The 25672-nt window shown below is 70.3% G+C and carries 32 protein-coding genes; 11 read left to right on the top strand and 21 right to left on the bottom strand.

All coding sequences use genetic code 11. The features are described 5' to 3' along the window. Positions 1–120: 120 nt before the first annotated feature. The 6 genes from WD794_09510 to WD794_09535 form a co-directional block, all read right to left on the bottom strand. The gene (locus WD794_09510) at positions 121–1041 is read right to left on the bottom strand and encodes a YihY/virulence factor BrkB family protein (GenBank protein MEX2290547.1); all 921 of its coding nucleotides are present in this window, start codon (positions 1039–1041) and stop codon (positions 121–123) included. 96 nt (positions 1042–1137) lie between these two features. Beyond that, the gene (locus WD794_09515) at positions 1138–1941 is read right to left on the bottom strand and encodes an aspartyl/asparaginyl beta-hydroxylase domain-containing protein (protein ID MEX2290548.1); all 804 of its coding nucleotides are present in this window, start codon (positions 1939–1941) and stop codon (positions 1138–1140) included. Continuing rightward, the gene (locus WD794_09520) at positions 1938–4553 is read right to left on the bottom strand and encodes a heavy metal translocating P-type ATPase (protein MEX2290549.1); all 2616 of its coding nucleotides are present in this window, start codon (positions 4551–4553) and stop codon (positions 1938–1940) included. The genes WD794_09515 and WD794_09520 overlap by 4 nt, the downstream gene beginning before the upstream one ends. Next, a complete protein-coding gene (locus tag WD794_09525; protein ID MEX2290550.1) occupies positions 4540–5919 on the bottom strand; it encodes an alpha/beta fold hydrolase in 1380 nt (459 codons plus the stop codon). The genes WD794_09520 and WD794_09525 overlap by 14 nt, the downstream gene beginning before the upstream one ends. Continuing rightward, positions 5916–6497, bottom strand: a complete 582-nt coding sequence (locus WD794_09530) for a hypothetical protein (GenBank protein MEX2290551.1) — start codon at positions 6495–6497, stop codon at positions 5916–5918. The genes WD794_09525 and WD794_09530 overlap by 4 nt, the downstream gene beginning before the upstream one ends. A gap of 2 nt (positions 6498–6499) precedes the next feature. Next, positions 6500–6817, bottom strand: coding sequence for a metal-sensitive transcriptional regulator (locus WD794_09535; GenBank protein MEX2290552.1), 318 nt, complete (start codon positions 6815–6817; stop codon positions 6500–6502). Between the two features lie 82 nt (positions 6818–6899). Here WD794_09535 and WD794_09540 point away from each other — a divergent pair, with 82 nt between their 5' ends. After that, complete coding sequence (locus tag WD794_09540) at positions 6900–7799, top strand: exo-alpha-sialidase (protein ID MEX2290553.1); 900 nt, start codon at positions 6900–6902, stop codon at positions 7797–7799. Between the two features lie 3 nt (positions 7800–7802). Here WD794_09540 and WD794_09545 read toward each other — a convergent pair whose 3' ends face one another. Both WD794_09545 and WD794_09550 read right to left on the bottom strand, forming a co-directional pair. Beyond that, the gene (locus tag WD794_09545; GenBank protein MEX2290554.1) at positions 7803–8423 is read right to left on the bottom strand and encodes a class I SAM-dependent methyltransferase; all 621 of its coding nucleotides are present in this window, start codon (positions 8421–8423) and stop codon (positions 7803–7805) included. A gap of 40 nt (positions 8424–8463) precedes the next feature. Further along, the gene (locus WD794_09550; GenBank protein ID MEX2290555.1) at positions 8464–8700 is read right to left on the bottom strand and encodes a hypothetical protein; all 237 of its coding nucleotides are present in this window, start codon (positions 8698–8700) and stop codon (positions 8464–8466) included. A gap of 88 nt (positions 8701–8788) precedes the next feature. Here WD794_09550 and WD794_09555 point away from each other — a divergent pair, with 88 nt between their 5' ends. After that, a complete protein-coding gene (locus WD794_09555) occupies positions 8789–8986 on the top strand; it encodes a hypothetical protein (GenBank protein MEX2290556.1) in 198 nt (65 codons plus the stop codon). Positions 8987–9152: 166 nt separating this feature from the next. Beyond that, positions 9153–9761 (top strand): hypothetical protein, encoded by a 609-nt coding sequence (locus WD794_09560; GenBank protein MEX2290557.1) that lies wholly within the window; start codon positions 9153–9155, stop codon positions 9759–9761. Here the strand turns inward: WD794_09560 and WD794_09565 are convergent. The 5 genes from WD794_09565 to WD794_09585 all read right to left on the bottom strand — a co-directional run bounded on the left by WD794_09565 (position 9730) and on the right by WD794_09585 (position 13534). Then, on the bottom strand, positions 9730–11643 hold the full coding sequence (locus WD794_09565; protein MEX2290558.1) for a copper resistance CopC family protein: 1914 nt from the start codon (positions 11641–11643) through the stop codon (positions 9730–9732). The two genes, WD794_09560 and WD794_09565, sit on opposite strands and share 32 nt — an antisense overlap. A 35-nt stretch (positions 11644–11678) precedes the next feature. Then, positions 11679–11969, bottom strand: a complete 291-nt coding sequence (locus tag WD794_09570) for a hypothetical protein (GenBank protein ID MEX2290559.1) — start codon at positions 11967–11969, stop codon at positions 11679–11681. A gap of 62 nt (positions 11970–12031) precedes the next feature. Further along, positions 12032–12295 (bottom strand): SHOCT domain-containing protein, encoded by a 264-nt coding sequence (locus WD794_09575; GenBank protein ID MEX2290560.1) that lies wholly within the window; start codon positions 12293–12295, stop codon positions 12032–12034. Between the two features lie 48 nt (positions 12296–12343). Then, the gene (locus tag WD794_09580) at positions 12344–12631 is read right to left on the bottom strand and encodes a hypothetical protein (GenBank protein MEX2290561.1); all 288 of its coding nucleotides are present in this window, start codon (positions 12629–12631) and stop codon (positions 12344–12346) included. Positions 12632–12700: 69 nt separating this feature from the next. Beyond that, the gene (locus WD794_09585) at positions 12701–13534 is read right to left on the bottom strand and encodes a hypothetical protein (GenBank protein MEX2290562.1); all 834 of its coding nucleotides are present in this window, start codon (positions 13532–13534) and stop codon (positions 12701–12703) included. A 376-nt stretch (positions 13535–13910) separates the two neighbouring features. Here WD794_09585 and WD794_09590 point away from each other — a divergent pair, with 376 nt between their 5' ends. Continuing rightward, positions 13911–15053 (top strand): FAD-dependent oxidoreductase, encoded by a 1143-nt coding sequence (locus tag WD794_09590; GenBank protein MEX2290563.1) that lies wholly within the window; start codon positions 13911–13913, stop codon positions 15051–15053. Between the two features lie 95 nt (positions 15054–15148). Here the strand turns inward: WD794_09590 and WD794_09595 are convergent, their stop codons facing one another. Further along, positions 15149–15661, bottom strand: a complete 513-nt coding sequence (locus tag WD794_09595; GenBank protein MEX2290564.1) for a DUF2269 domain-containing protein — start codon at positions 15659–15661, stop codon at positions 15149–15151. A gap of 35 nt (positions 15662–15696) precedes the next feature. Then, entirely contained in the window at positions 15697–15963 is a 267-nt protein-coding gene (locus WD794_09600) for a hypothetical protein (protein ID MEX2290565.1), read from the bottom strand. 105 nt (positions 15964–16068) lie between these two features. Here WD794_09600 and WD794_09605 point away from each other — a divergent pair, with 105 nt between their 5' ends. The 3 genes from WD794_09605 (at position 16069) to WD794_09615 (ending at position 17418) form a co-directional block, all read left to right on the top strand. Next, the gene (locus WD794_09605; GenBank protein ID MEX2290566.1) at positions 16069–16632 is read left to right on the top strand and encodes a TetR/AcrR family transcriptional regulator; all 564 of its coding nucleotides are present in this window, start codon (positions 16069–16071) and stop codon (positions 16630–16632) included. A 232-nt stretch (positions 16633–16864) separates the two neighbouring features. Further along, the gene (locus WD794_09610) at positions 16865–17152 is read left to right on the top strand and encodes a type II toxin-antitoxin system prevent-host-death family antitoxin (protein MEX2290567.1); all 288 of its coding nucleotides are present in this window, start codon (positions 16865–16867) and stop codon (positions 17150–17152) included. Continuing rightward, positions 17149–17418: a type II toxin-antitoxin system RelE/ParE family toxin gene (locus WD794_09615; protein MEX2290568.1), complete on the top strand. Its 270-nt coding sequence runs from the start codon at positions 17149–17151 to the stop codon at positions 17416–17418. Before WD794_09610 ends, WD794_09615 begins: the two co-directional genes overlap by 4 nt. 663 nt (positions 17419–18081) lie before the next feature. Here the strand turns inward: WD794_09615 and WD794_09620 are convergent. Next, on the bottom strand, positions 18082–18447 hold the full coding sequence (locus tag WD794_09620) for a hypothetical protein (protein ID MEX2290569.1): 366 nt from the start codon (positions 18445–18447) through the stop codon (positions 18082–18084). Between the two features lie 83 nt (positions 18448–18530). On the opposite strand from WD794_09620, the gene WD794_09625 reads away from it, so the two are divergent. Continuing rightward, positions 18531–18818, top strand: a complete 288-nt coding sequence (locus tag WD794_09625; protein ID MEX2290570.1) for a type II toxin-antitoxin system Phd/YefM family antitoxin — start codon at positions 18531–18533, stop codon at positions 18816–18818. After that, positions 18815–19102, top strand: coding sequence for a type II toxin-antitoxin system RelE/ParE family toxin (locus WD794_09630; protein MEX2290571.1), 288 nt, complete (start codon positions 18815–18817; stop codon positions 19100–19102). The genes WD794_09625 and WD794_09630 overlap by 4 nt, the downstream gene beginning before the upstream one ends. 156 nt (positions 19103–19258) lie before the next feature. Here the strand turns inward: WD794_09630 and WD794_09635 are convergent, their stop codons facing one another. The 5 genes from WD794_09635 to WD794_09655 all read right to left on the bottom strand — a co-directional run bounded on the left by WD794_09635 (position 19259) and on the right by WD794_09655 (position 23356). Continuing rightward, positions 19259–19477: a hypothetical protein gene (locus WD794_09635; protein MEX2290572.1), complete on the bottom strand. Its 219-nt coding sequence runs from the start codon at positions 19475–19477 to the stop codon at positions 19259–19261. A 602-nt stretch (positions 19478–20079) separates the two neighbouring features. After that, positions 20080–20367 carry a hypothetical protein gene (locus tag WD794_09640; GenBank protein MEX2290573.1) on the bottom strand — a complete coding sequence of 96 codons (288 nt, stop codon included), beginning with the start codon at positions 20365–20367 and terminating at the stop codon, positions 20080–20082. Between the two features lie 413 nt (positions 20368–20780). Further along, on the bottom strand, positions 20781–21203 hold the full coding sequence (locus WD794_09645; protein ID MEX2290574.1) for a zf-TFIIB domain-containing protein: 423 nt from the start codon (positions 21201–21203) through the stop codon (positions 20781–20783). A 105-nt stretch (positions 21204–21308) separates the two neighbouring features. Further along, positions 21309–22673 (bottom strand): ATP-binding protein, encoded by a 1365-nt coding sequence (locus WD794_09650; protein MEX2290575.1) that lies wholly within the window; start codon positions 22671–22673, stop codon positions 21309–21311. After that, on the bottom strand, positions 22673–23356 hold the full coding sequence (locus tag WD794_09655; GenBank protein ID MEX2290576.1) for a response regulator transcription factor: 684 nt from the start codon (positions 23354–23356) through the stop codon (positions 22673–22675). The genes WD794_09650 and WD794_09655 overlap by 1 nt, the downstream gene beginning before the upstream one ends. A gap of 188 nt (positions 23357–23544) precedes the next feature. Here WD794_09655 and WD794_09660 point away from each other — a divergent pair, with 188 nt between their 5' ends. Both WD794_09660 and WD794_09665 read left to right on the top strand, forming a co-directional pair. Then, complete coding sequence (locus tag WD794_09660; protein ID MEX2290577.1) at positions 23545–24207, top strand: PepSY domain-containing protein; 663 nt, start codon at positions 23545–23547, stop codon at positions 24205–24207. A 189-nt stretch (positions 24208–24396) separates the two neighbouring features. After that, positions 24397–25614: an ATP-binding protein gene (locus tag WD794_09665; GenBank protein ID MEX2290578.1), complete on the top strand. Its 1218-nt coding sequence runs from the start codon at positions 24397–24399 to the stop codon at positions 25612–25614. The last annotated feature ends 58 nt before the right edge of the window (positions 25615–25672 follow it).

Genomic DNA, 25672 nt, shown 5'->3' on the forward strand with positions numbered 1-25672 from the left:
TAGCAGGACCGGCGGCCGGCGGCTCTCCGTCGCCTGCCAGGAAAGGCAGGTGCCGGCGAGAGAGGTGCCAGGAACGGAGGTGCCAGGTCGGTCCCGGACGCGTACGTGTGGCTCGTCCCGTCAGTGACCTCGTCTGCCCGCGTCGAACAGCGTCAGCTGCTGCCCCTCCGTGCCCGACACCTCCCGGCGCTGCACCAGCACCGCGTTGAGTTCGCCGCCGAGCAGCAACCCGAGACTCAACAGGTAGGTCCACGTCATGACGATGGCCCCGCCGCCGAAGGCGCCGAGGACCCGGTTGCTCTCGGCCGCGAAGCCCAGGTAGATCCGGAAGCCGACCGTTGCCAGACCCCACAGCGCACCCGCCAGCAGCGCGCCGGGCAGGGCGTCTCGCCACCGCACGCGCCGACTCGGCGCCGTCCGCAGCAGGATCGTTGCCCAGGCGAGCAGCAGCAGAGCCATGGCCGGCAGGCGCATGCCGTTCCACACGAAGGTGAAGGCCGAGCCGAGCCCGACCAGCTCGGCGAGCTGTTCGCCGCGGCCGAACAGCGGACCGACGACGAGGACGCCCAACCCGAGGACACCGAGCAGCAGCGTGCCGATCGCCATCACGAGTCCGAGCAGCCGCCGCCGCAGCCAGCTGCGCATCTCGGCGACGTCGTGCGCGAGGTTGAGGGCGTTGATGGCGACGGCGAACGCTCCCGACAGCGAGACCAGTGCACCGGCAGTGGCGAACGTCAGCAAGCCGCCGCGGGACTCCTCGAACAGCGAGCGGACCGACTCCAACACGCCTGAGGCCTCGTCCGTCAGCACCAGCGACAGCAGGTCGAGCACACGGTCGCGCGCCTGCTCCGCCACGCCGTTGCCGACCAGCGCCTCGAGCAGCCCGAGCAGGCTCCCGCCCACCAGCAGCGCGGGGAACATGCTGAGGACGACGAAGAACGCGGTCTCTGCAGCGAGCCCCGGTAGCCGGTCGTCGAGGACCTCGTCGACGTACTCGCGCCCGGCCGCCCGTAGGCCTGGCCTGCCTCGGCTCCCGTTCACCTCCTCCTCGTGTGCCGCCGCACACCTACCGCAGAGGTGTGTCGGTCCGGGTGAGAGCGCATCAGCCCGCAGGATGGGCGCCCGTGCTGAGCTGCGCTAACCATGCTTGCTGACCGGCGCGCTGCCTGGCGCGCCGACGACGGCGTTCCAGGCGGCGGTGAACCGCTCCTCGCGGGCGACATGCTGGGCACGGGCGCTCTTGATGAACGGCGACTTCGAGACGGCCTTGATGATGCCGTCGTTGATGCGGTTCATCGGAGGCCGCAACGGCCGCTTGATGTCGAGGAACAGCACGACCCGCTCGCCGCCGGTGTCGTTCCAGGCCTCGTGCTCGTAGGTGTCGTCGAAGACCAGCGATCGCCCCTCGGTCCAGTGCCGGGTCTGGTCGCCGACGCGGATGCCGCACTTCTCGCCGGGTTCGGGGACGATCAGCGCCAGGTGATGACGCAGCACGCCCCGGTACGGGCCGTAGTGCGGCGGCAGACGCTTGCCCGGCCCGAGGATCGAGAAGAAGCCGGTGATGACGCCGGGGATGGCGCGCAGGACGGCAGCGGTGGCCGTGCAGCGCAGGCAGTTGGGGTCGTCCCAGACGTCGTAGCCGACGAACCAGAACGTCTTCCACCGGTCGTCGTCGGACAGGTTGATCTGGTCGGGGGCGATGTCCTGGAAGTTCGGCAGCGCGTCGCGTACCTGCAGGACCCGCTCGGCCTCTGCGCGAATGGCCGGGTAGTGCTGCTCGAGCAGGGCCGTCCACGCGACCTCGCCCGGCGCGAGGAACGGCTCCGTCCCGACCTCGCTGAACCGGCCGAAGGTGCGGTGGGCGGCGTTCGGGATGGCGCGGCTGTTCTGCACGACCCGCTGCGCCCGGGCCAGCACACCCGATGGCATCGATGCGCTCACCGTGCACCGCCGCTGTTCGCCGCCGCGTCCATCGACTCCGGCTGCTCGGACGGGTAGCGCTCGGCGCCGGGCAACTGCGGGGCCGTGAACGCATTGAGCCGGGTCGAGTTGAGGACCACGCTGATGCTGGACAACGCCATGGCAGCGGCCGCGATCAGTGGTGACAGCAGGACCCCGGTGAAGGGGTACAGCACGCCGGCCGCGACGGGGATCGCGGCGGCGTTGTAGCCGAATGCCAGGACGAGGTTCTGCTTGATGTTGCGCATCGTCGCCTTGGACAGCGCGATCGCGGTCACCAGGCCCTTGAGCTCGCCGGACATCAGGGTGACGTCGGCCGCCTCGATCGCGACGTCGGTGCCGGTCCCGATCGCGATGCCGACGTCGGCCTGCGCGAGGGCCGGGTTGTCGTTGATGCCGTCGCCGACCATCCCGACGAGCTTGCCCTCGTCCTGCAGCGCCCGGACCTCGGCGGCCTTCTGATCGGGTAGCACGTCGGCGAGAACCCGGTCGATGCCTACCTGCCGGGCGACCGCGTTGGCTGTGCGCTCGTTGTCACCGGTGATCATCGCGACTTCGAGCCCCAGGTCGCGCAGCGCCCGGATGGCCGCCACGCTGTCGGGCTTGATGGTGTCCGCCACGGCCACCAAGCCGGCGGCGCGGCCGTCGATCGCGACATACATCGGCGTCTTGCCGTCGTCGGCGAGCCGGTCGGCATGCTGCTCGAGCTCGCCGGTGGCGATGTCGGCGTCACGCAGGAGCCGGGCGTTGCCGATGAGCAACTCGCGCCCTTCAACGGCGGCTCGGATCCCCTTGCCGGTCACGGAGTCGAACGTCGTGACCCGGGCCAGGTCGAGCCCCCGCTCCTTCGCGCCGCCGACGATCGCCGCTGCCAGCGGGTGCTCGCTGTCGACCTCGGCCGAGGCGACCAGTCGCAGCAGCTCCATCTCGTCCTGGCCGCCGACCGGGACGATGTCGGTCAGCGAGGGCTTGCCGCGGGTGATCGTGCCGGTCTTGTCGAGCACGACCGTGTCGAGCTTGTGAGCGGTCTCGAGCGCCTCGGCGTCCTTGACCAGCACGCCGTTCTGCGCGCCCTTCCCGGTGCCGACCATGATCGACAAAGGCGTGGCGAGACCGAGGGCGCACGGGCAGGCGATCACCAGTACGGTCACGGCAGCCACGACGGCGAGTGTGAGCTGCGAGCCGAGCACGGACCACAGCACGAAAGCGGTGATCGCGATGAAGATGGCGGCCGGGACGAAGTAGGAGGCCACGACGTCGACCAGTCGCTGGATCGGCGCCTTGGAGCTCTGCGCCTCCTGGACCAGCTTGATGATCTGCGCGAGCGCCGTCTCGGACCCGACCCTGGTGGCGCGCATGGTGAACGCGCCGGTCTGGTTGACGGTGGCGCCGATGACCTGCTCGCCGGCCGACTTCGACACGGGTACGGACTCCCCCGTGACCATGGACTCATCGATCGTGGAGGTGCCGTCGACGATCTCGCCGTCGACCGGGATCTTCTCGCCGGGCCGGACCCGGATCTGGTCGTCGACCCGGACGTCGTCGACGCCGACCTCGACCTCCTGACCGTCGCGCAGCACGTGCGCGGTGGCGGGCGCGAGCTCGACGAGGGCGCGGATGGCGTCGCCGGTGCCGGCCCGGGCCCGCGCCTCGACCAGCCGCCCGAGCAGGATGACGGTGATAATGAAGGAGACGACCTCGTAGTACACGTCCCGCACCTGCTCGGGCAGGACGTTCGGGATGAACGTGGCCACCAGGCTGTAGCCCAGGGCGGCGATGGTGCCGAGCGTGATGAGACTGTTCATCTCGGCGCTGCGGTTGGCGAGCGCCCGCCAGCCGATGCTGTGGATCGGCCAGCCGACCCAGAAGAACACCGGCAGGGTGAGCAGCAGCTGGACGAAGCGGTTCTCCAGGACGTCGGGCACGTACTGCTCGCCGATGAAGTGCTCCACCATCGCCGCGTAGAGGACCGGCAGCGTCAGCAGCGCACCGACCGCCACCCGGCGCTTGAGGTCGCGGACCTCCGCGTCGTGCGCCTCCGCCTCGGCGTCCTCCGCGTCGAGCTCTGGCCCGACGCCCACCGCGCGAGCCGTCTGGCGGTTCTCGGTGTTCACCCCGCGCGCCGCCTCGACCACGTCGTCGCCGCCCTGCTCGGGAGAGGTCAGGCGCGTCTCTGAATGCTGCGCCTTGTCGAGCGTGCTGCCGGACTCGTCGCCCTCGGGTGCCTCCGCGATGAGCGTCCCGTGCAGCATGTTCATGCCGCACGCCCACGCGTACTCCCCCGGCTCCTGCACGTCGAGGTCGAGCGTCGTCGTGCCGAAGGCGGCGAGCGACGCGCTCTTGCGGAAGTCGGGGAACACGACGCGGGCGGTGCAGTCGCTGTTCTCCTGGCGGTCGAACCGCAGCCGTACGGGCTTGCCGGCCTCGACCCGGACCAGGCTCGGTGAGTACCCGCCCTTGACGGTGATGTCGACGACCTGCCGGCCGTTCTCCCGCTGAGCGTGCGTCGCCTTGCGCGGGGCGAAGAAGTACCACGCAAGCACGGCGATCAGCACGATCCCGCCGAGGACGACGGCGACGTCAGCGGCGGTCATGGAGAGCTCCTTGTCTGCCGGCTTCGGGAGCCGGCGGGAGTGCCGTGGAGGGGGCCGGGAGCTGCTCGAGGAGCAGCTGGGCCATCACGTCGGGCTGTTCGTACGCGATGCCGTGCGGTCCGGAACGCCGCAGGATGCGCACCCGGGAGTCGGCAGTCAGGTCGAGGACGTCGCTCGGCAGGACGGTCGCGTCCTGCTCGGCGAGCAGGACCGTGACCGGGCACGACGGCTGCCGCAGCAGGTCGACGAGCGGGTTGCCTTCCCACATGCTCGTCAGCGCGTCGGAATAAGCGGCGAAGCTGTGCTGCACGCCGTCACGCGCCACCTCGGCGGGCACGTCGGGTTCCATCCGCGGCGCCAGCCGCGCGACGAACGGCCGGGTCAGGCACATCAGGCCGCAGACGAATCCTCCCACGGGTGAGCCGTTCAGCGTCATCCGAGCCAACCAGGACCGGCTCGAGAACCTGGCCTTCGCGGTGTCGACGTCGGCGAACACCGCCGGAGCGACGAGGGTCAGCCGCTCGACCCGGTCGGGATCGTGCCGCGTCACAGCGGCCGCGACCGTCGCGCCCCAGCTGTGCGCCACCAGGTGCGCGCGGCGGACTCCCGCGTGGTCCAGGAGCCGGACCACCGCGGCGGCCTGCTCGTCGAGGTCGAACACCGTGCCGAGTCGCATCGAGGAGCCGAAGCCGAGCAGATCCGGCACGAGGGAGGCATGTCCGGCTTCCGCGAGCCGACGGGCCGTCGGCGTCCAGGTCGAGGAGGTGGCGCCGAGCCCGTGCAGGAAGACCAGCGGCTCTGCTGCCTCCCGCAGCGGCGGCCCGAACGTCTCGTGCGCGAGCTGGTGCGTCCTGGGGTCCAGCTGCGGGCGGATGATCCCGCCGCCGCCGACGCCGACGGCGGGGGCCAGACCTGCCGACGCCTCGGCGTGCCGGGAGGCGAGCCACCGCGAGAGCAGCAGCGCGTATCCGGCGGCGGCGGTGAGCGCGACGACCAGCCAGGTGGTGTCGCCGCCGGGCAGGTAGTGGCTGCTCACGTGCCCCAGCGCCAGCCAGTCCATCCAGTGGTAGTGCGGGACGCCCGGGGCGCGGAAGATCAGATCCGGCCACATCGCCCACAGGTGGAAGCCCAGGACGGACAGCAGCTGGAAGCGGGTCGGCCGCGCGGCGACGAGCAGGAACAGCGCCCGCCACAGCGCGGCGACCGTCAGGCCGACCAGGAAGTGCGTCGCCCAGTGGAACCGCGCCTCGTGGGTGGCGTAGCTGGAGTACAGCGCGACCTCGGCGACGACGAGGACGGCCAGCTGCCACAGCAGCGTGCGCGGGCGCAGCGGCGCGAAAGACGTCGACCACGCTGGGCTGGTCATGTCACGGCCCCCACGATGGTCGTGACCTCGAAGGCGTTGGCCAGGTAGTCCGGGTCGAGCGTGGCGTAGCGCACCACCCGGTCGGCGTCGACGACGGCGTAGCCGACAGGCCGACCTCCATCGGCGGGGTCGGGCATGTCCACCGCCGCGGCGAGCCGGTTGCGCGGGTCGGCCACCGTCGGGACCGGCAGGTCGTCGGTGGCCGGCGCGGGCAGCACCACCCGGAGCTCGGCCGGCTCCGGCACAGCTGCGGCCCATTCCGCGAGTTCGTCGGCCGGCGGCACGTCCCGGACGAACAGCAGGACCACCGCCCGGCCACCGAAGCCCACTCCTGCGACCTGCTCGGGAAGAACCGGGCCGTTCAGCAGGAGCCCGTCGCGCTGGTAGGCGGGGTCGGGATCATCAAGGAGGCCGGGCGGCCGTACCAGCGTGACGACGACGAACGTCAGCACCACGGCCAGCGCGACGAACCATGCCAGCGGCGCCCAGGCCGGCAGCGGAGGCCGCCGCCCCGGGACGCGCCCCCAGACCTGCGCCTCGCGCCCGGTGTCAGCGGGGGCGGCGGAGGGGGCCGGCACAGCTAGCGGTTCCGGAACACGACGCGCATGACCTCGTCGTAGATCAACGGGTCGCCGCGCTTGACAGCGTCGGTGACGCACCGCTCCAGGTAGTTGCGGGCCACCTTCCGGCTGACGGCCTCGAGGGCCGACTGGGCCGCGTTGGCCTGCTGCAGCACATCGACGCAGTAGCGGTCCTGCTCCACCATCCTGGCGATGGCGCTCACCTGACCGTTGATCTTCTTCAGTCGCAGGAGGAGGTCGGCACGCAGCTCCTCGCTCATCATCGCGACGTCGCACGCGTCAGCGCCTTGGCCCGGTACGACCGTTGCCTCGCTCACGTCGCCTCCACAGGTAATCGCCTACTACGCTGGGTCTTCTTCTGATACTCCATGAGAGTACCGCCAGGAGGAGGGTGCCCACGTGGGCGATCAGCAACCCACCCGCGCGCGGATGCGTCTGGCAGTGGTCGCCGGGCTCGTCGTGGTCGGAGCCGGTACGGCGACTGTCTGGCTGAAGGGACAGGAGCCGGCCGCGCGCGAGGTGCCGCTGCCGGCAGGTCAGTTCCCCGAGCCGGGCATCGAGCACACGCACGGTCTCGGCGTGGACCCTGCTGACGGGGTGCTCTACGCCGCCACCCACTTCGGCCTCCTGCGCCTGGAGGACGGCCGGATGACCCGGGTGGCGAACCGGTACCAGGACACCATGGGCTTCGAGGTGGTCGGGCCCGGCCGCTTCCTGGGGTCGGGTCATCCTGACTTCCGTGAGGACAACCCGCCGCTGCTCGGCCTGATCGAGTCGACCGACGGCGGCCAGTCGTGGACGCCGCTGTCCCTGCGCGGAGAGGCGGACTTCCACGCGATCGGGTCGGCGCACGACAGGATCTACGCCTACGACTCGACCAGCGAGACGTTCATGGTCAGCGGTGACGGCCGGAGCTGGGACCGTCGCTCGCAGCTCGTCGTCCTGGACTTCGCCGTCAGCCCGCAGGACCCGGACCTGGTCGTCGCCGCGACGGAGGCAGGGCCCCGCACGAGCACCGACGGCGGGCGGACCTGGGCGTCGCTGGCAGGTGCGCCGGACCTGGCGGTGCTGAGCTGGGACGACGAGCTGGTAGCGGTCAGCCAGGACGGCGGCGTGCACGCCAGCGAAGACCGGGGCCGCACGTGGTCGGCACGCGGACGCGTCGGCGGTGAGCCGGAGGCGATGACCGTGGCCGCCGTCGACGGTCGGCACTCGATCTTCGTCGCCGTTGCCGAGCGCGGCATCCTGCGGAGCCGCGACGGCGGCCACACGTTCCAGGTGTTCTACCGCGGCCGTTAGGCACTACCTCGGCTTGCGCCCCACGAGCCGCAGCACGAGCCCCAGCTTCGACCGCGTGCAGTGCTCGACCTCCAGCCCGGCCTCCTGCACCCTGCGCTCGGGCTCCCGGAGCAGGTGGTCGGCCTCGAAGCGCAGGAACAGCGGAGCGAGGGCGTGCTGCACGGCCCGCACGGGCGCGAGCGGACTCCGGACGTGCTCGAGCAGCACCAGACGCCCCCCTGGTTTCAGCACCCGCACCATCTCCGCCGCAGCGGCCCGGTCGTCGGGGATGCTGCACAGCGCCAGCGTCGCCACGACTGTGTCGAAGGACGCCTCGTCGAACGGAAGCGCCTGCGCGTCGGCAACACGGACGTCGACGTCACGGCCGAGGGCAGCCGCGCGCCGTTCGGCGTGCGCGAGCATGCGGGCGCTCAGGTCCACGGCGGTCAGCGCCACGTGCTGCTCGTAGTACGGCAGGTTCCGCCCGGTGCCGGCAGCGACCTCCAGCGTCCGGCCGGCAGCCTGGCTCGTCGCCCACTGCCGGCCGGATCCGAACAGCAACCGCTCAGGGATCTGGATCTTGCGGTCGTAGCCGTCCGCGGAGTCGTCGTAGATCCTCCGCACCCGTTCCAGGCTGTCGCTCATGTCGGGCATGATGCCGCTTGCGCGCCTGGCCGCACAGGCATCAACGGGTGGCGGGACCCATCTGCATCATCGGCATCCCAGTGGTCCCTTCCTGCATGCGCTCGTGCATCCGGTCCATCCCCGGGGTCTGCATCATGCGCTCGTGCATCCGGTCCATCCCCGGATCGCGATGCTCCTGGCCCGCGGTCGCCGCCTGTGCCGCCGTTCCGGCGAGCACGGCGGCAGTCAGCGCGCCTGCGGTGACGAGGCCGGCGCGGACGATCGTCTTGCTGGTCATCTCGAGACACTCCTAGGTCGGGTAGGAATAGGCTGCCCCTCAGCACGACCCGGTACACGCCCGGGGTACCCAAGAATGCGGGAGAGACATGAGCGACGACCACGGCAGCGAGACGCCGAGCTCGCGAGAACCCACGGTGCGGGAGCTTCGAGCGGCCCGGCGACGGGCCCACGAGGAGGAGAAGAAGCGGCGCGGCAGCAGTGGCGGCGGCAAGGGCGGCAAGGGCGGCAAGATGAACAAGGGCGGCAACCCGGGGCCGACCTCTGATGAGCGAAGCCGGCGTTAGCCGCACGCTCTCGGGCGCGCGTCGACTCCGTCGTCGGTGGGCTCGACCCGTACGTCGGCTGCGCGCCCGCGGGCGGCTCCGCAGGCTCAACCTGCGGCGGTCACAGCGGGCGCTGCAGACACCGGTCCCACCCGCCCCGCACGCCCCAGCCGGTTCGGAGCCGGGCGTGTCCACGAGTTACGGCGCGCCGCGGACGCTGCTCTACGTGACCATCAAGCGGGACAACACGTCCTGGCGAAGCATCTACGGGCACTGGTGGGTCGAGGTCGACGGCCGCGAGAGCTACGGCTGGTGGCCCGCCTCGGTGCCGCTGGGCGTCAGGCAGCTCGTGCGCGGCACCGACGGGATCCTGAACGGCCTCGGACTGCTGGGGCTGCGAGGCACCTGGTACCGGGACCCGAACCACGGCCAGTCCGCGGTCCACGCCTTCCACCCGGTGCTGTCCATCGTCAAGACCGACGACGAGGTGCGCGAGGATGTCCGGTCTTTCGCGCACGGCTACCGCGCGCCCTGGCGTTGGCACTGGACTTCTGCCCGTGCCTCCGGGACCTGCCGTGCGTTCCAGGACGAGTTGCTCGCCTCAGTGGGGCTGCGGGAAGGCCCGGAACAGCTCCACACGCGAGGCAGCGGCTGCCCGTTCCTGTACCCGTTCCGGGCCACGGGCTGGCGGCTCGCGGACGCGCTCGACGACCTCACCGCTCGTGCCGCCCCCGCTGAAGCTCAGAGGCCGCTCTGCCCGCCGGCTACTCGGGGTAGCTGTAGCTCCGCTGGATGAGGTGCTTGCTCGTCACGACTCGGGCGGCCACGACGCGATCCTGTTCGTCGAGTGTCATCGTGAAGTGGTAGCCGAGGGCGGGCATCGCGAAGGCGAGCGTGCGGGTCCCCTCGAGGTCGTGCAGCACCGGGTCGGTCACTCCTCCGTCCGACCATGGCTCGTCCTCCAGGTACTCCTGTCCGGTGCGCGTCGACGTCGTGGTGGGAGCAGCGCCGAAGCCGGACGTGACCGACTCCGTCGCCTGGATCTTCGACTGAGCACCCATCACCGTCTGCACGGTGCGCAGCAGGTCGTTGGCCGGCTGCGGCGGCCAGGGCACCTCGATGCGGGCCGTGCCTGCCTCCCATCCGGTCGCTGTGACGTCGGCGACGACCTCGTTCACGCCCGTCGCCCAGTCGACGTCGGCGCTCCAGCATGCGGCGCCGCAGGGCTGCAGGTCGGGCGAGCTCACCTGTCCATCGGGCGCCTCGACGGCCAAATCGAGGTCGTAGTCGACCTCCTCCTGAGGGCCTGGCGCGTAGACACGCGCCTCGAGCCGGCCGTCGGAAGCGACGAGGGCCAGCGTCACCTGATTCACCCGGTCGGCCACCCGCAGGACCGCCCCCGTGGGGGCCGGCAGCAAGGCGGTCTGCGACACCAGTCGCGGCGGCGTGGCTGACGTCAACCCGGCGGTGACGACGACGACGAGCGCAAGCAGCGCGGCCTGGAAGCGAGCAGCGTTGCTCAGCGCCCACGGACTGCGATCCCTGCGGTTCACGACGTCCGCACCGTTGTCGACTCCGCGCCTGTGCCGAAGGCGCGCCGTCAGGGCGGCAGCCAGCGCAGCCGCGACGACGACGAGCTTCAGCAGCAGGACCTGGCCGTACGTCGTACTGCTCCAGTCGCTCAACGTCGGCAGCAGCAGCAGCGCGCTGAGCGTGCCGGTCAGCAGGACGACCAGGAACAGCGCGGCGGCGATCCGCGCGTAGGCGCCGACGACCATCCACGTCGCCAGGGAACGGCCCCGCCAGGCGACGGCCAGACGCACGACGTGGACCAGCCCGCCCACCCACATCGCGGCCGCGGCCAGGTGCACCACGGTCAGCAGTACTCCGAAGCTTCCTACCGCCTCACCGGGATGAGCGCGGAGCCCCTCGAGCAGGACGACTCCCGCGAGCGCGACCGCGGCGACGGCGCCCCGCAACGGCGCGCGCGCCACGAGCAGCGCGAACGAGAACAGGGCGGCCTCGGCTGCGAGCAACCGGGCCGGGCCTGACGTCTGCAGCAACGCCGGCACATCCGATGGCTGAAACGACGCGACCTGCAGGAGCATGGTCGTGGCTCCGGCCACCCCCAGGAGGGCGCCGAGACGCGTCCATGGGCGGGTCGCGGCCCGGTCTCCCGCTTCGCGTCGCGCGATGGCCGCCCCGGCCATGCCGCCGAGCGCCAGGGCCAGGCCCAGGAACAGCAGCGCCCGCGGCAGTGCTGTGCCGGGTCGCACCTCGTCGGGATCGTCCTGCGAGGTGGCAGCCGCGCTGCTGCCGGTCGCGACAGGGCTGGCGACGCCGAACGCGAAGCTGCCCTCGATGAGGTCCCCGTCCAGTGCCACCACGCGGTAGGCAACCTCGTAGCTGCCGGCAGCGAGCTCCTCGTCCGGCACCCCCCGCAGCGAACTCCCGCCTTGCTGCAGGTCCACCACGAGCGGGATCGACGTACCGTCGCCGAGTCGCAGGGTGAGCGCGTCTCCCACCGGCGTGACCGGCTCGTTGAAGGTGACGGAGACCGCTTCCGGAGGGGAGGTCACGGCATACCCTGCGCCGGGCGTCGTCTCGACGAGAGCTGGATGGGCCAGCGCAGCGGTCGGCCACAGCAGGACCGCAAGGACGATCGACAGCGCGACCATCCCTCGCCCTGTCGAAGGGCGAGGCAGGACTGGTCTCACAACTCGGCGACGGACCACTCGGGACGATCGAAGACCGAGGAAGCGCGCACCTGGGCCCCGACGAGGGCCTGCGCCACGTCCGCCGCCGTCACCGGAGCCTCGACGGAGCTGCGCACCTCGACGTAACCAGGCTCAGCCGTTGCGTCGACGTCCCGGTCGGCGAAGCGCTCCCCCAGGAACCGGGCGCAGGTCTGGCTCAGCTCCTCGTCGCGGCTGTAGAGGTGCACGTGCACCACGTGATCGCACCAGGCCCGCAGTGCCACTTCGACCTCCTCGGCTACAGGCACGTCCCGCGCCTACTCCTACAGAGGGTAGTCGACAAGAGCGGTCCGGCGCCTGCCGTCGTGGGCTACGGACGTCGGGCCAGGTCGTTCCGGCGCTGCAGGAACTCCTCGCGGTCGATGTCCCCGGACGCATACCGGCGCTCGAGGATGCGCCGATCGTCCGAGCCGCCACCGCTGCTGCTGCTCAAGTGCTTCACGAGCCAGACCGTCGCCACCACCGCGAGAACGACCAGCGCGAGCGCCAGCACGGCCCACAGCACCATCCAGTTCCCCATCCATCCGTTCATCATGTGGTCGCCGTCTCCGTGCATCATCGCGACGAGGCTCATCGCCGGGGCCTCCTTCGTCAGGTCGGGTACCGAAGCTGTCCCTTGCTCCTACCCCGCTGCAGGGGACTTCTCGTCGCGGGCCTGGGCCTGGAACTGGTCGAGCTGGGCGCGCATGCGAGTGATCTCGCTCTCGTCGCTGACCGAGCGGACGGGCGCGCTGCCCTGAGCACCACGATTGCTGTGCCGGCGCATCGACCAGGCCCACCAGCCCATGAGCCCGACCATGCTGAGCGGGCACAGCAGGGTGAACAGCAGGAAAAAGAGCTCCATGTCATTGCCTTTCGTTGCTGCCGGCAAGCGGCTTCGCGTGTCACCAGCTGCCTTGCTGGTCTTCATCGATGGCCGTTCTACTACCCATCTTCGTGAACGCCGACCGTCCCTGTTCCGTTCCTGCCTGACGCCACGTCAGCCGGCCAGTACTCCGCTGGTGCCGGGAACGACCGTCTCCACGGCGCCGAGCAGGACGCGGAGCAGGTAGTAGGACGCGCCGACCAGGAAGAGCGTGCCGACGACCAGGTCCAGCCGCCGCCACTTCGCGCCGCCGAGCGGGCCCAGCAAGCGGCTCCCGGCCGCGGCAAAGCTGTACAGCGCCAGCCACCTGCCGACCACGAATCCTGTGATCGCGAGCACCGAGATCAGCACGCTGCCGGACGCCGCCGCGGCGCCTCCGACCCCGATGGCGATCGGAGCGCAACCGGGACAGCCGACGACGGCGAACACCACCCCGGCACTGACGGCGCGCAACGGATCGGGAGGCAGCGCGAGCGTGCGGGAGCACAGCGACCACCGGCGGGTGACCAGGCGCAGCCCGGCCACCGCGAGCAGCACTGCCGCGAGGAGCGAGAGCGCCACGGCGCCACGAATGAGCAGGTAGGTCACCGACACGGCGAGCGCGCCGATGGTGGCGATCACGCCGTCCATGCCGATGACGAACCCGAGCACGACCAGCGCGCCACGCACCCGGCTCAGCGGTTGCCGCTCCTCTCCCCACTCGGGCGTCAGCCCGTCAGCCGTGCCTGCGCGCGCTGCGGGGGTGAGCACCGTCATGACGGCCGGGATGCTCGGCCAAGAGATCGGCGAAAGGGTCAGCACGAGTCCGGCGACGAACGCCAGCACGGGCGCGACCGACGTCTCGAACGACACCGATCCGAGCAGCCACTCGATGGGCTCCGGCGGCAGCAGGGCGAAGGTCGGCACGTCGCTGACGCTCAGGCCGTCCACAAGGTTGATGTCTCTCACATCGAACCAGTCCTCCTCGTGACGACCGTGCCGGTCTGATTCCCGTGGGGCGGCAGGCAGGTCGCACTGCGGCAGGCGGCCGCTCTTGTGGCCGGACCTACCCCCCCTCAGTACCCCCGCAGCCGGGGAAGCCACGCCTGCAGTGCCGACGCCGGTCGGTGCAGCGTCAGGTCGTTGACGGCGACGAGAGTACGTCTACTACGATAGATAGTAGTAATCGCCAGAATCCCGGCATCCAACCAAGCTTCGCCAGCCCGCGCGAGGAGTCGAACCCGCGGTCGCACACCTCGTCGAAGATGTCCTGCCGGAGCCGGCGCCAGTCGTCCACGGGGGCCGACAGCGTTTCGACCTTCGGCGACCGCGGTAACGACCTCGGATGAGCAGACACGTCGTGATCCTGGGCGCCGGGTTCGGAGGGCTCGAGCTGGCGACGCGCCTCGCCGAGGATCTCGCCGACGATGTCGATGTGACGCTGATCGACAAGAGCGAGGCGTTCGTCCTCGGCTACACCAAACTCGACGTGATGGTCGGCAAGCGCGACCTCGAAGAGGTCCGGCTGCCGTACCGGAGCATCACGAAGCCCAACGTGCGCTTCCACCAGGAGATGGTGTTGGCCATCGATCCGCAGTCCCGGCGCGTCGTGACCGATGCGGCCACCTACGACGCCGACGTCCTCGTTGTCGCGCTCGGCGCCGATCTCGATGTCGCGGCCACGCCGGGACTCGCCGAGGGCGGTCACGAGTTCTACTCGCCGGAGGGCGCGGAGCGGGTCCGCGAGGTCCTGCCGTCCTTCCGATTCGGTGTCGCCGTCATCGGGGTGCTCGGGCCGCTCTTCAAGTGCCCGCCGGCGCCGAACGAGGCGGCGTTCATGCTGCACGACTACCTGGTCGAGCAGGGCGTTCGCGACGACGTCACGATCCACCTGGTCAATCCGCTGCCGATCCCGATCCCGATCTCGACGGAGACCTCCGCAGCCATCGTCGACATGTTGGAGGAGCGTGGGATCCAGCACTGGCCGTCGTGCCGCGTCGTGCGCCTCGACCCGGAGCGCCGGGTCGCGCACCTCGAGGACGGACGCGAGCTGCCCTACGACCTGTTCCTCGGAGTGCCAGTGCACCGCGCGCCGGCAGTCGTCGTGGACTCAGGTCTCACCGAGGACGGCTGGATCCCGGTCGATCCGGCGACGTTCGCCACGCGCTTCCCCGGGATCTACGCCGTGGGCGACGTCACCAGCGCGCCCGTGCCGCGAGCGGGCACCATCGCCGAGGGTGAGGCTCGCACCCTTGCCGACGTGCTGATCTCCGAGGTCCGAGGCAGCGACCCCCCGCCGCCGTACGACGGTGCGGCCGTCTGCTACTTCGAGGCCGGCGGGGGAACCGTGGGAAAGGTGGACGTCAACTTCTTGTCAGGGCAGGCGCCCACCGCCGCGTTCACCGCGCCGTCGCGAGATCTCGCCGACCACAAGACGCGGTTCGGCCTCGACCGCGCCCGCCGGTGGTTCGGGCAGGGCACCGGCTAACTCGGCCGAGGAGTCGCCACGGCGTCCCGTGGCGGCGGCGGCACTGAGCAGAACGCCGACCGCAGGCACGCCGGATACTGCAAGGTTGCCAGCGCTCATGCTGCGGGCCGGACCCGAACCTGCGACTGCTCCGCCCGGCCCTGCTGCTGCTTGCGCCAGCCGTGACGAGTCAGTCCCTTGGGCTTGTACACCGACAGCACAACCGCCACCAGCAGGACGATCAACGCGGCGGCGGAGTGCAGCACCGGTGAGCTGCTGGGCAGCAGCGTGCGGTCGTCGGCCAGGCCCGGGCTGGACGCGGCGGCGCCGAGCAGGCGTAGCGTCGGGATGTACAGGAGCAGGACGGCGGTGGCGACCAAGGAGATGGCGAGCTTCACGATCACCCACCAGTGCCGCAGCAGGCCCCACGGAGTCCCGAGCGACTGCACCAGCCCGGAGGTGAACGACGCCAGGCTCAGCGGCACGAGCGCGGTGTAGCCCATGACTTCCATGGCGATGTACAGCGCTCGCTGCGTCTCGAGGTCACGGGTGCGAACGGCCGTGACAGCCAGCGTCAGAAACGCCGCGACAGCGCCGAGCCATCCCACAGACGCGACTACGTGCGTCACGAGCGCCGCCTTGCGCGCACCTGCGGGCAGTTGCATCACAGACCTGGCCACGCCTGCACGGTTGCCAGGGCTGCGCCCGAGGAAGCCGGCGGGGCGAGGCCGCCGAATGCGCCGTGCATGCCGGGGCCGTGTCCGCCGACACCGCCGCCGATCAGGACCTTCGCGAGCACGGCGAGGACGAACAGGGCAAGGACCACGCCGGTGATCTTCACCCAGCGGGGCGTCGCCGGTGGCTGCGCCTGACCGGCTGACGTGGCGGCCGCATCCGCTCCGTTGCTGTCGATGCTCTGTGGCTCGGTCATCTGGGCTTCCTTCGCTTCAGGCGGCTGAGGACTGCACTGTACGAGACACAATGTCTACGGCCGCAGTCTGGATGTCCTACCAGCTACGGGCTGTAGGCTTCCCACGTGCCCAAGCTGTGGCAGGACTCGGTCGAGGCGCACCGGGAGACGGTGCGCAAGGCCGCACTCGACGCTGCCGGCGCGCTCATCGCCGAGCACGGCCTGCCGTCGGTGACGATGTCGCGGATCGCGCAGGACGCCGGCATCGGCCGGGCAACGTTGTACAAGTACTTCCCCGACGTCCAGGCGGTCCTGTCCGCCTGGCATCAGCGTCAGGTACACAGCCACCTTGCGCTTCTCGCTCAGGCGGCCTCACGACCGGGGACACCGCGCGAGCGGCTGCGTGCGGTGCTCGTCGCCTACGCGGGCGCGACGCGCCGCCAACACGGCAACGACCTGGGCGCGCTGCTGCACCAAGGCGAGCACGTCGTGCAGGCACAGGACCACCTGCGGCAGCAGCTGGCCGACCTGCTCCAGGAAGGAGCCGTCGTCGGCGAGGTCCGCAGCGATGTCGCTTCCACGGAGCTAGCGACGTTCTGCCTGCACGCCCTCACCGCCGCCGGCGCGCTCGGCTCCGACGCGGCCGTCCATCGGCTCGTGGACGTGACGCTCACCGGTCTGAGCCCCTGAGGCAGCCAAGTGACCGGGCCTTGTCGTAGTGCAGACCGGATCACTCCCGTGGAGGAGTAGTCCCCGGCGACGACTCAGGCTCGCGCGCGGCGGGCGAGAGGGTAGGTGCCTTCGACGTCCGATGAGGGTTCGACCACTGGGACGGCGCCGTGCGGCCGCAAGCCGTCGGCTTCCGGAGCTCCCACCGCACGCGGTCTGGCCACTGCTTCAGGAACTAGCTACGATTATGGCTATGTCTGCCGCTGCTGAGCACATGCCTCTCGCTGACGTGAAGAATCGGCTCTCGGAAGTCGTCGAACGGCTGGAGCGCGAGCACGGACGGGTCGTGATCACCAAACACGGTCGTCCAGCTGCCGTCGTCCTGAACGTGGAGGACCTCGAAGGTCTCGAGGAGACCCTGGAGCTGTTGTCCGACGCGCGGGCGATGCGCCGTGTCCGACAGGGCCAGGCCGAGATCGCGGCGGGCGAGACAGCTGAGCTGACAAAGGAGCAAGCCCTGGCTCTCGCGCGGCGGCAGTGAGCGAGCGCATCCGCTCGCTTCGTTGGACGCCGACGGCTCAGCGGGATCTCCGGCGACTGCCCGAGAAGATCGCAACCGCCGTGGTCGAGTTCGTCTACGGATCCCTCGCCGACAACCCCGAACGGGTGGGCCGCGAGCTTCAGCTGGAGCTCGCCGGGTGTCATGCGGCACGCCGCGGCGACTATCGCGTCATCTACCGGATCGATCGTCCTGCAGGTGTGGTCCTGATCGTGCACGTCGACCACCGCACCGACGTCTACCGGTAGCCGTGGGCCCAGGCGGCTTGTGACATCGCCGCCCGGAACGTGCACGCCAGGATCCCGCATGGGGTTCGGCTTCCGCAGCGTTCCGGCACGAGCGAGGGGCTCAACCGGCCTGAACTCGACCGCCGCGGGCACACACCTCGGGCGTCGCTGAACGACGAGCCCCCGTTCATCGGAACGTGCGTCCACGGCGGCTTCGCCCTCGGCAGACTCATCCCCCCGCCGGGGACTCCGAGCCGAGCCACCCGTCCGATACCGGTCGCATCGAGCAGGCCCTGGTGCCATCAGACCTCTTCGTTGGCCAGCCGCCGCCCGAGCAGTCGGTGGATGGCGATCCCAGCAGCGGCTACGACAAGAGCGGCCAGCAGCGGCGGCAGGACGAGGTCGGGCTCGCAGAACCTCCATCCCGTAGTCGACCATCTCCGACGGGTACGGCAGCAGCACCCGTGAGCCCGCCGCCGAAGCGATCGCGGTGAAAGCAGCGGGGACGATCCAGAGCAGGAGGAGGCTTCCGACGGCGGCGACAACGCGGCCACGTGTGCCGTGGCCGCCCCAGGCGATCGTGGCCCCCACGAGCACTGCGGGAACCCACCGAACCACGACGTTCAACGCCGAGGATCCGACCTCACCGGAAGCCGCCCCCAGCGCCATCAGGAGGTCCGCCAGCTACGAACCGGCCACGAGCGCTACGAGGCTCGATCCGATCACCGCTCCGGCCTTGGAAGGCGCAGTGATGAGCCGGAGCACCAGCAGTCCGGTCAGGACGGCGGCGGCGACGACGACCAGCAGGGCAGCGAGGTAGACGGTCGATGCGGTGCGCTCCGCCAGCCCGGAGGCGACGGTCGTCGCCGCCTGCACCGTGGCGACGAGGTGCACCGCCAACGCGCCCGCTCCGACCGCGAGCACCGCCCGGCGCGGCAGACGCGTCCTGATCGCTCGCACGAGGATGCCGGCGGCCCCGTAGCCGACTACGAGCAGGCTGAAAGTCTGGGACACCGCGTACTGGCTGAAAGGCAGCAACGCGATCGGCATGTCCTCAGGCTAGGCAGCGTCTGCACCGCCCACAGGGCCCCGAAGGCTCGACATCAGCCGGGTCAGTGGTCATACTTGTGACCATGACGACGATGTCTCTGGCCGAGGCGAAGGCGCGCCTGTCCGACGTCGTGAGTCGCGTCAGCGGGCAGCATGAGCGCGTCACGGTGACCGTGTACGGGCGGCCTTCCGCCGTCTTGATCGCCCCCGAGGACCTCGAGTCGCTCGAGGAGACGCTGGCGATCCTGTCGGATCCGGACACGATGCGCCGGCTTGCCGCCTCCGACGACGAGCTGGCGGCGGGTGAGCAAGGATCTGAGGCCGATCTGGCGGCCGCCATGAGGCAACGGGGTCGCCGGCCCGTCGCGTGAAGGCCGAGGGCGACCGCTACACGCTCCGGGTCAGCCCGACGGCCCGCCGTCAGCTCGCCGAGGTCCTGCCGGAGGCGGTCGCGATGGCTGCGCACGAGTTCATCGTGGGACCGCTGCTGAGCAACCCGCACCGGATGGGCAAGCGGCTCCGGCCCCCGTTGGAGGACCGGCACAGCGCCCGGCGCGGCACCTACCGCGTGATCTACCGGATCAACGACGAGCAGCAGAGCGTCACGGTCGTCGATGTCGCGCACCGCCTCGATGCGTACCGCAGGAGGTCGTAGCGGACCGAGAAGGGCCACGTTGCATAGCGAGCGTCACCGGTGCTGTGATCAACGCCCTCTTCACGCACATTCCCGCCGTACCGGAAGTGAGCAATCCCGGCGCTGATCACGACCGGAGGCTGGGCCGGCGCGTGCGATAGCGCCGGCTACGAGCAGCTATGGCTGACGTGTACGCGTGAGAAGCAGGTACACGCCACGCCACACCGCGACCGCCAGGAGCCCTGCGAGAACAGACGCCACGACGGTGTAGGTGGGTTCGTCGCCCCGCGTGATGATCCTTGGATCGACGATGCCGCCACCCGTCGCCCACCGACTGACCGCGGTGTACCCCGCGAAGAAGACCAGGGCATCCACGACGAACCTCAGGAGCCTCACGGACGGAATGTAGTCGCGGTTCCGCGCCGGTGCGGAACCGAGCAGAACAACGGTTCTGCTCGCCGGCGCCCACGAACTGTGAGCCGAGGCGAGGTAGGTGATCAACCGAGGCGCTTGTTGGACGTCGAGCGTGACCTGAAGCTGCGACTCGCGGACGGCGCCCTATCGATCAGCGCGCCTGAACGGGCTCCGACGTGACCTTCGAGCGCTACGGGCGGCGCAGGCGTTGGCGATACCTGTCCGGACGCGGGATGGCCTCGGGGCAGCGACCGACCCAGACGAAGTCACCCGCATCCGGTTCTGCACCCTGCGCCAGGCTCCCCGCGAGCGATCACCGACGGAGGCCGTCAGTCGCAGGTCAGAGGCCTTCTTCCTTCTTCCGAGCCCGCTGCGTATCCCAGGTAGAGGAAGCCGTACGTTTCGTCTGTTGCGCGCATCACCGCAGGTCATGGGCTCGCGGGGGCGGCTCAGCGCTGGCCCGCGCGCAGCCGCTGACCGCCTGCAGCAGCCACACCGGCGCCCCGGCGCCGCTGTTCAGCGCCGCGACGGCCTGGTTCAGGTTCACCCCGTACCGGCCCAACGCCGTCCGGCCCTGCAGCAGCTCAGCCAGCAGCGCCCGGTCGGTCGAGGTCGCCGGCGCGACCCCCGCCCCCGGACAAGGTCAGGCCGGCGGCCGCGACGTACCCGGACGGGGTCAGCCCGGCGAGCTGTGCCGCCGCCCGCACCGAGGCGACCTCCACGTCGTCGTACAGAACCTTGAGCGCGTTGCGGCGGCCCGGGAAACGGTGCGCCCGGTCCCGCACGAAGCCGGCCCGCTCAGCCCCCGCCGGCTCACTCTCGACCAGCTGCTCCGCTGGCACCTGCCCTGCCGCCTCGTGCAGCCCGTCCATGACACAGCTCCCTGACCCGCGGAACGCGTCTCGTCCCCTCACCCTTGGTAAGTGCGGTCGAAGGGGTGCTGTGACAAGCGATCTTCGACTTTGTTGCGCACTGTTCCTTGCCGGCCCGCGCCCGGGCCGGCGAGACCCTTGCCCGCGACCACCGGCGCGGGGCCTGGGCAGGGGAGCTGACCGGACGCGTGCGTTTGGTCAGGTCACCTGACCATTAACTGCTCGGCTCCTCCTGGGCTGCGCCGGCAAGACCAGCGACGGCTCGCCGCGGCACCGAGCGAAGCCGATGCTTGTGGTCCGGCCCCCTGCCCAGCACCACAGCGCTACGACGCGGAGGCGGAGCTCCTCTGCTCGCACCCTGGCGGGTGGGATCACCCGTGCCCTGCCGCCGTGAGAGCAGCGGTGAAGCCGAGCTAGCCGAGGAACTCCTCGAAGAAGGACTTCTTGCGCTTCGGGTGCTTCCCGTACTGCTGCTCGTAGGGCCGGCCGTGCGACGACGACTGCTGGTGCCCGCTCTTCGCGGCGCGTGCCTGTTGCAGCACCTCGCCAACCATCGCGCCGAGTCCGCCCTGCTGCGCCGCCGCCGAGGCGGGTGCGCCTGCCGCAGGCGCAGGCGCAGCCGGCGCGGCGGCGGAGGCGTTCCAGGCGTTCTCGGCGTCCACGAGCTTCTCAAGCTCGCCGCGGTCGAGGAAGATCCCGCGGCACTCTGTGCACTGGTCAACATGGACGCCGTTGCGCTCATAGGTGCGCATCGAGCCGTGGCACTTGGGACAGGTGAGTTCCATGTTCGCACAACGGGCACACAGCCCTGCCCGTTCCTTGGTCGTGACCGCCACCGCCCTCCAACTGGCAGGTCTCGCCAAGCCCGCCGTCCAATCAGCAGGCGCTTTTCGGCCCGGCCGCCTCTGCTACCGGTGGAAGTGCGCGTGGTCGTAGGCAGTTCATCCCCGCAGGGTCAGGGTGACTGCCAGGCCCTGGGTAGGTTTGTTGGCGGCGGTCACCGTGCCGGAGTGCGCGGCGGCGACTGCGGCGACGATTGCGAGTCCTAGTCCTGCTCCGCCGGGTTCGTGCCGGGCGCTGTCGAGCCGGCTGAAGCGGTCAAAGAGCCCGGGCAGTTGGTCCTCGGGGACGCCGGGACCGGTGTCCTGCACGACGATGTCGGCGCCGTCGGTCGTGGGCCGAACCTCGATGCCGACGGTTCCTCCCTCCGGGGTGTGCCGCAGGGCGTTGTCGACCAGGTTGCCCACTGCTCGTTCTAGGCCGGCGAAGCTGCCGCGCACGACGGCGACCCCCGTGAACGTGAGGTGCACGCCGCGGCGGGTGGCGAGCGTGCTGAAGCGCGAGGTGACGGCCTCGACCAGCTCGTCAAGGTCGATCGGTCGGTGATCGGCCAGGTGACCCGCGTCGGCTCGGGCCAGAAGCAGGAGGTCGTCAACGAGCTCGCCGAGCCGGGCTGCCTCCGCCAGCGCCGTGTCGAGCGAAGCGCGTGCCGTGGGGTTCTTGATCCGGTCGCGGGCCAGTTCAACCTCGGCGCGCAGGATCGCCAGCGGGGTGCGCAGCTCGTGGCTGGCGTCAGCGGCGAAGCTGCGTTCACGATTCAGCGCTGATTCGAGCCGGCCGAGCATCCCGTTCAGGGTGCGGGTGAGCCGGCCGATCTCGTCCAACCGGGCTGGCGGTGACAGCCGTCGTGTCAGGTCCGAGCCGCCGATCGCCTCTGCCTCAGCCGTCATGCGACGCAGCGGCATGAGGCTGCGACGGGCGAGGACGTACCCGAGCGCGCCGGCAAGGACGGTGCCGAGCACGCTCAGCGGTCCGTACACCGCCAGCAGCGCCTGCTGGGCGTCGTCGACCTCGTCGAGCTCCGCGGCCAGGATCGCGACCGTCCCGGGGTCGCCGTACGGGACGCCCAGCACGCGAAGCTGATCGTCCTCGTCCTCGGCGATCGTGGTCAGCACAGTCGTGCCGCTGCGAATCTGCGTCAGCGATGCGGGGTCCAGCAGGGGCGGGTCGTCGTCGAGCTCATCGCTGGCCTCGGTCACCTGTCCGCGCTCGTCGACGATCTGGATGAGGCGGTCGCTGATCTCCACTCCGGCGAGCTCGTCGTCCTCGCCGGGTCCCTTGAGCGCGGCGTCGTTCAGGCGTGGCGGCAAGGCGCCTGCGGCGTCGACGAGCTGCTGGTCGAGCCCGGAGCGCAGTCCGGCGCCGAGCTGCTGGTAGACGACCAGGCCGAGCAGTGCGAGCAGCGCTGCGAGGGAGGCGGCGAACAGCAAGGCCAGCCGTACGCTGATCGGCAGGCGAAAGACCATCAGCGCTCCGCCGCGGGGCAGACGAGGCGGTACCCGGCTCCGCGGACCGTCTGCACCAGGTCGAGGTCGTACCGGCGGTCGATCTTGTCCCGGACGTACTTGATGTACACGTCGACGATGTTGGAGAGGCCGTCGTAGTCGTGGCCCCAGACGCCTTCGATGATCCGGGCCCGGGACAGGACGTGGTTGGGGTTGCGAAGCAGGAACTCCAGCAGGGTGAACTCACGGCTCGACAGCTCGACGATCTCGGCACTGACCATGACGACCCGTGTGGCTGAATCCAGCGACAGCGGCCCGCACTGCAGCACTGCCGGGCGGGGCGGGGTGCCGCGCCGTTGCAGCGCGCGGAGGCGGCCGAGCAGTTCGGTGAACGCGAACGGCTTGACCAGGTAGTCATCGGCGCCGTGGTCCAGCCCGGCGACCCGGTCGGCGACTGCGTCACGTGCGGTGAGCATGATCACCGGTGTCCACACGGCTCGTTGCCGCAGGGTGCGGCAGACCTCGAAGCCGTCCATGCCGGGCAGCATCACGTCCAGCACGATCGCGTCGTACGAGCTTGCGGTGGCGAAGCCGAGCCCGTCATGGCCGTCGGCGGCCACATCGACCACGTGACCTGCCTCCGTCAGTCCCCGACGGAGCACGTCGAGCATCCTGACGTTGTCCTCCACGACCAGCACTCGCATGCCGTCGAGGTTGGCACGGGCCGATGAGACAGCGATGAGAGCAACTCACAACCTCAGCTCATCGTCCTCTCATCGGCCGCGCAGATTCTGGCGTTCAGGACCGGCAGAGCGCCGGCGAGCTGAACGAGGAGCACCTCATGCGTGTAGGACGACGAACTGTTGCCGTGGCTGGCGCCACACTGCTCGGCGTGGCCGCCTTGGGCGGTGTCGCTGTCGCCACGGGCACTGTCCCGATCGGTGACGACCTGGACCGCCCGGGCAGCATCACCGTCGATGAGCGGGCCCTCCCGGACAACGACGCCGCCGAGCGCGACGCGCTGTCGGCGCTCGCCGACGTCAGTAAGGCCGAGGCGACTGCCGCAGCCGTCAAGGCCGTCGGTGGCGGTGAGGCCGTGCGGGCCGAGCTGGAGGACGAGGACGGCTACGTCTGGGAGGTGGTCGTCCGCGCCGGTGACGGCACCGGCCGTGAGGTGACGGTCGATGCCGGCGACGCGAGCATCCTGCGGTCCGAGCGCGCCGACGATGACGGCGACGATCGCGACGACCGGTCCTCGCTGCGGGCGCCGGGCACTGTCGTCGTGGACGAGCGGAAGCTGCCCGAGAACGACGCAGCCGAGCTCGACGCGCTGACCGCCCCGGCCAAGATCGACCAGGTCGCAGCAGGTGCCGCCGCTGTCCAGTCCGTCGGCGGTGGCGAGGCAGTCCGGGTCGAGCTGGAGGAGGAAGGCGGCTTCGTCGTCTGGGATGTCCTGGTCCGAGGCGGGGACGGCAGCTGGCGCGAGGTGACAGTTGACGCCGGGGACGCCCGCATCCTGGGCACCGACCTCGACGGCGACGACGAGGACGACTAGTCACCGTGTCCGCCTCCGTACCCAGGGTCCATCCCCAGGCGAAGTGCCCAGCCGATCTCAGCAGGCTCGGCCGACCGGTGCCACTGCTGCTTGCCGCCGTTCCATGAAGGCTGCCCAATGGCTCTTTACTTGGTTTACTCCGTCTTACTCCCCTGGACTAAATTGGGGTAAGGCGTATAAGGTCCCCCCGTGCGCGCGCTGACGAACCCGTACACGCCCAACGCAGGGGCGGAACCTCAGGCAGTTGTCGGCCGTGACGACCAGCTCGCATGGTTCGACCTGCTGCTCGCGAGGATCGAGCGCGGCCGCACCGAGCAGTCGATGCTCATCACCGGCCTGCGGGGCGTAGGCAAGACCGTGTTGCTCGGCCAGTTCCGGACGAAGGCCTTGGAACATGACTGGGTGGTCGTCGAACTGGAGGTGAGCAAGCACGACGAGACGGAGTTCCGCCGGGCAGTTTCCGCACGCTTGCGCACAGCCCTGCTCGAGCTGTCCCCGAGGGCGCGCTGGACCGACCGTTTCCGGCATGCGGCGGCGGTCCTCAAGTCCTTCACGATCACGGTGGACGCATCCGGCACTGTTTCGGCAGGCCTCGACGTCGAGGCGGCCGAGGGCTTCGCCGACCACGCCGACCTCTCGATGGACCTGACCGACGTCTTCGTCGCCCTCGGGGAAGCGGCGCGCGAGCAGGAGCGCGGGATCGTCCTGCTCTTCGACGAGATCCAGTTCCTCAACCGGGCTCAGCTGGAGGCGCTCATACAGGCTCTTCACAAGATGGTGCAGCGGAAGTTGCCGATCACACTCGTCGGAGCAGGGCTGCCGCAGATCGCCGAGCTGGCGGGGGACGCCAAGTCGTACGCGGAGCGATTGTTCAAGTTCCCCGAGATCGGCGTCTTGTCGCCGGGCGACGCAGAGCAAGCCCTTGTGCTCCCCGCCGCCGAGGAGGACGTCACCTACACCCAGCAGGCCCTGTCCACCGCCGTCGCCATCACGGGCGGGTACCCGTACTTCGTCCAGGAACTCGGCTACGCCGTCTGGACCGTTGCAGCCGGTCCGGAGATCAGCGCGGCCGACGTCCGTGCCGCCGAACCGGCGTACGAGGCCAAGCTCGACGCCTCCTTCTTCCGAGTGCGGCTGGATCGAGCCACGGACCTGCAGCGCGCCTACCTCAGAGCCATGGCGCAATTGGGGCCGACGGCGCAGAAGGCGTCGGACGTCGCTGAGGTCATGGGACGGACGTCGACGAACTTAGGACCTACGCGAGCGGAGTTGATCAACATGGGGCTGCTCTATACGCCCCAACACGCCTACGCGGCCTTCACTGTTCCGCACTTCGACCGCTTCCTCCTGCGCGCCGTACCCGTTCTCGACGTACCGCCACACAAGCCCCGTCGCCCGCGAACCTGACGGACGGTCGATCCACCGCAAAGTCCGCCCATCGGCACCCATGAGAGGTCGACACCCT

The organism is Mycobacteriales bacterium (assembly GCA_040902655.1).
Classification (GTDB): domain Bacteria; phylum Actinomycetota; class Actinomycetes; order Mycobacteriales; family SCTD01; genus SCTD01.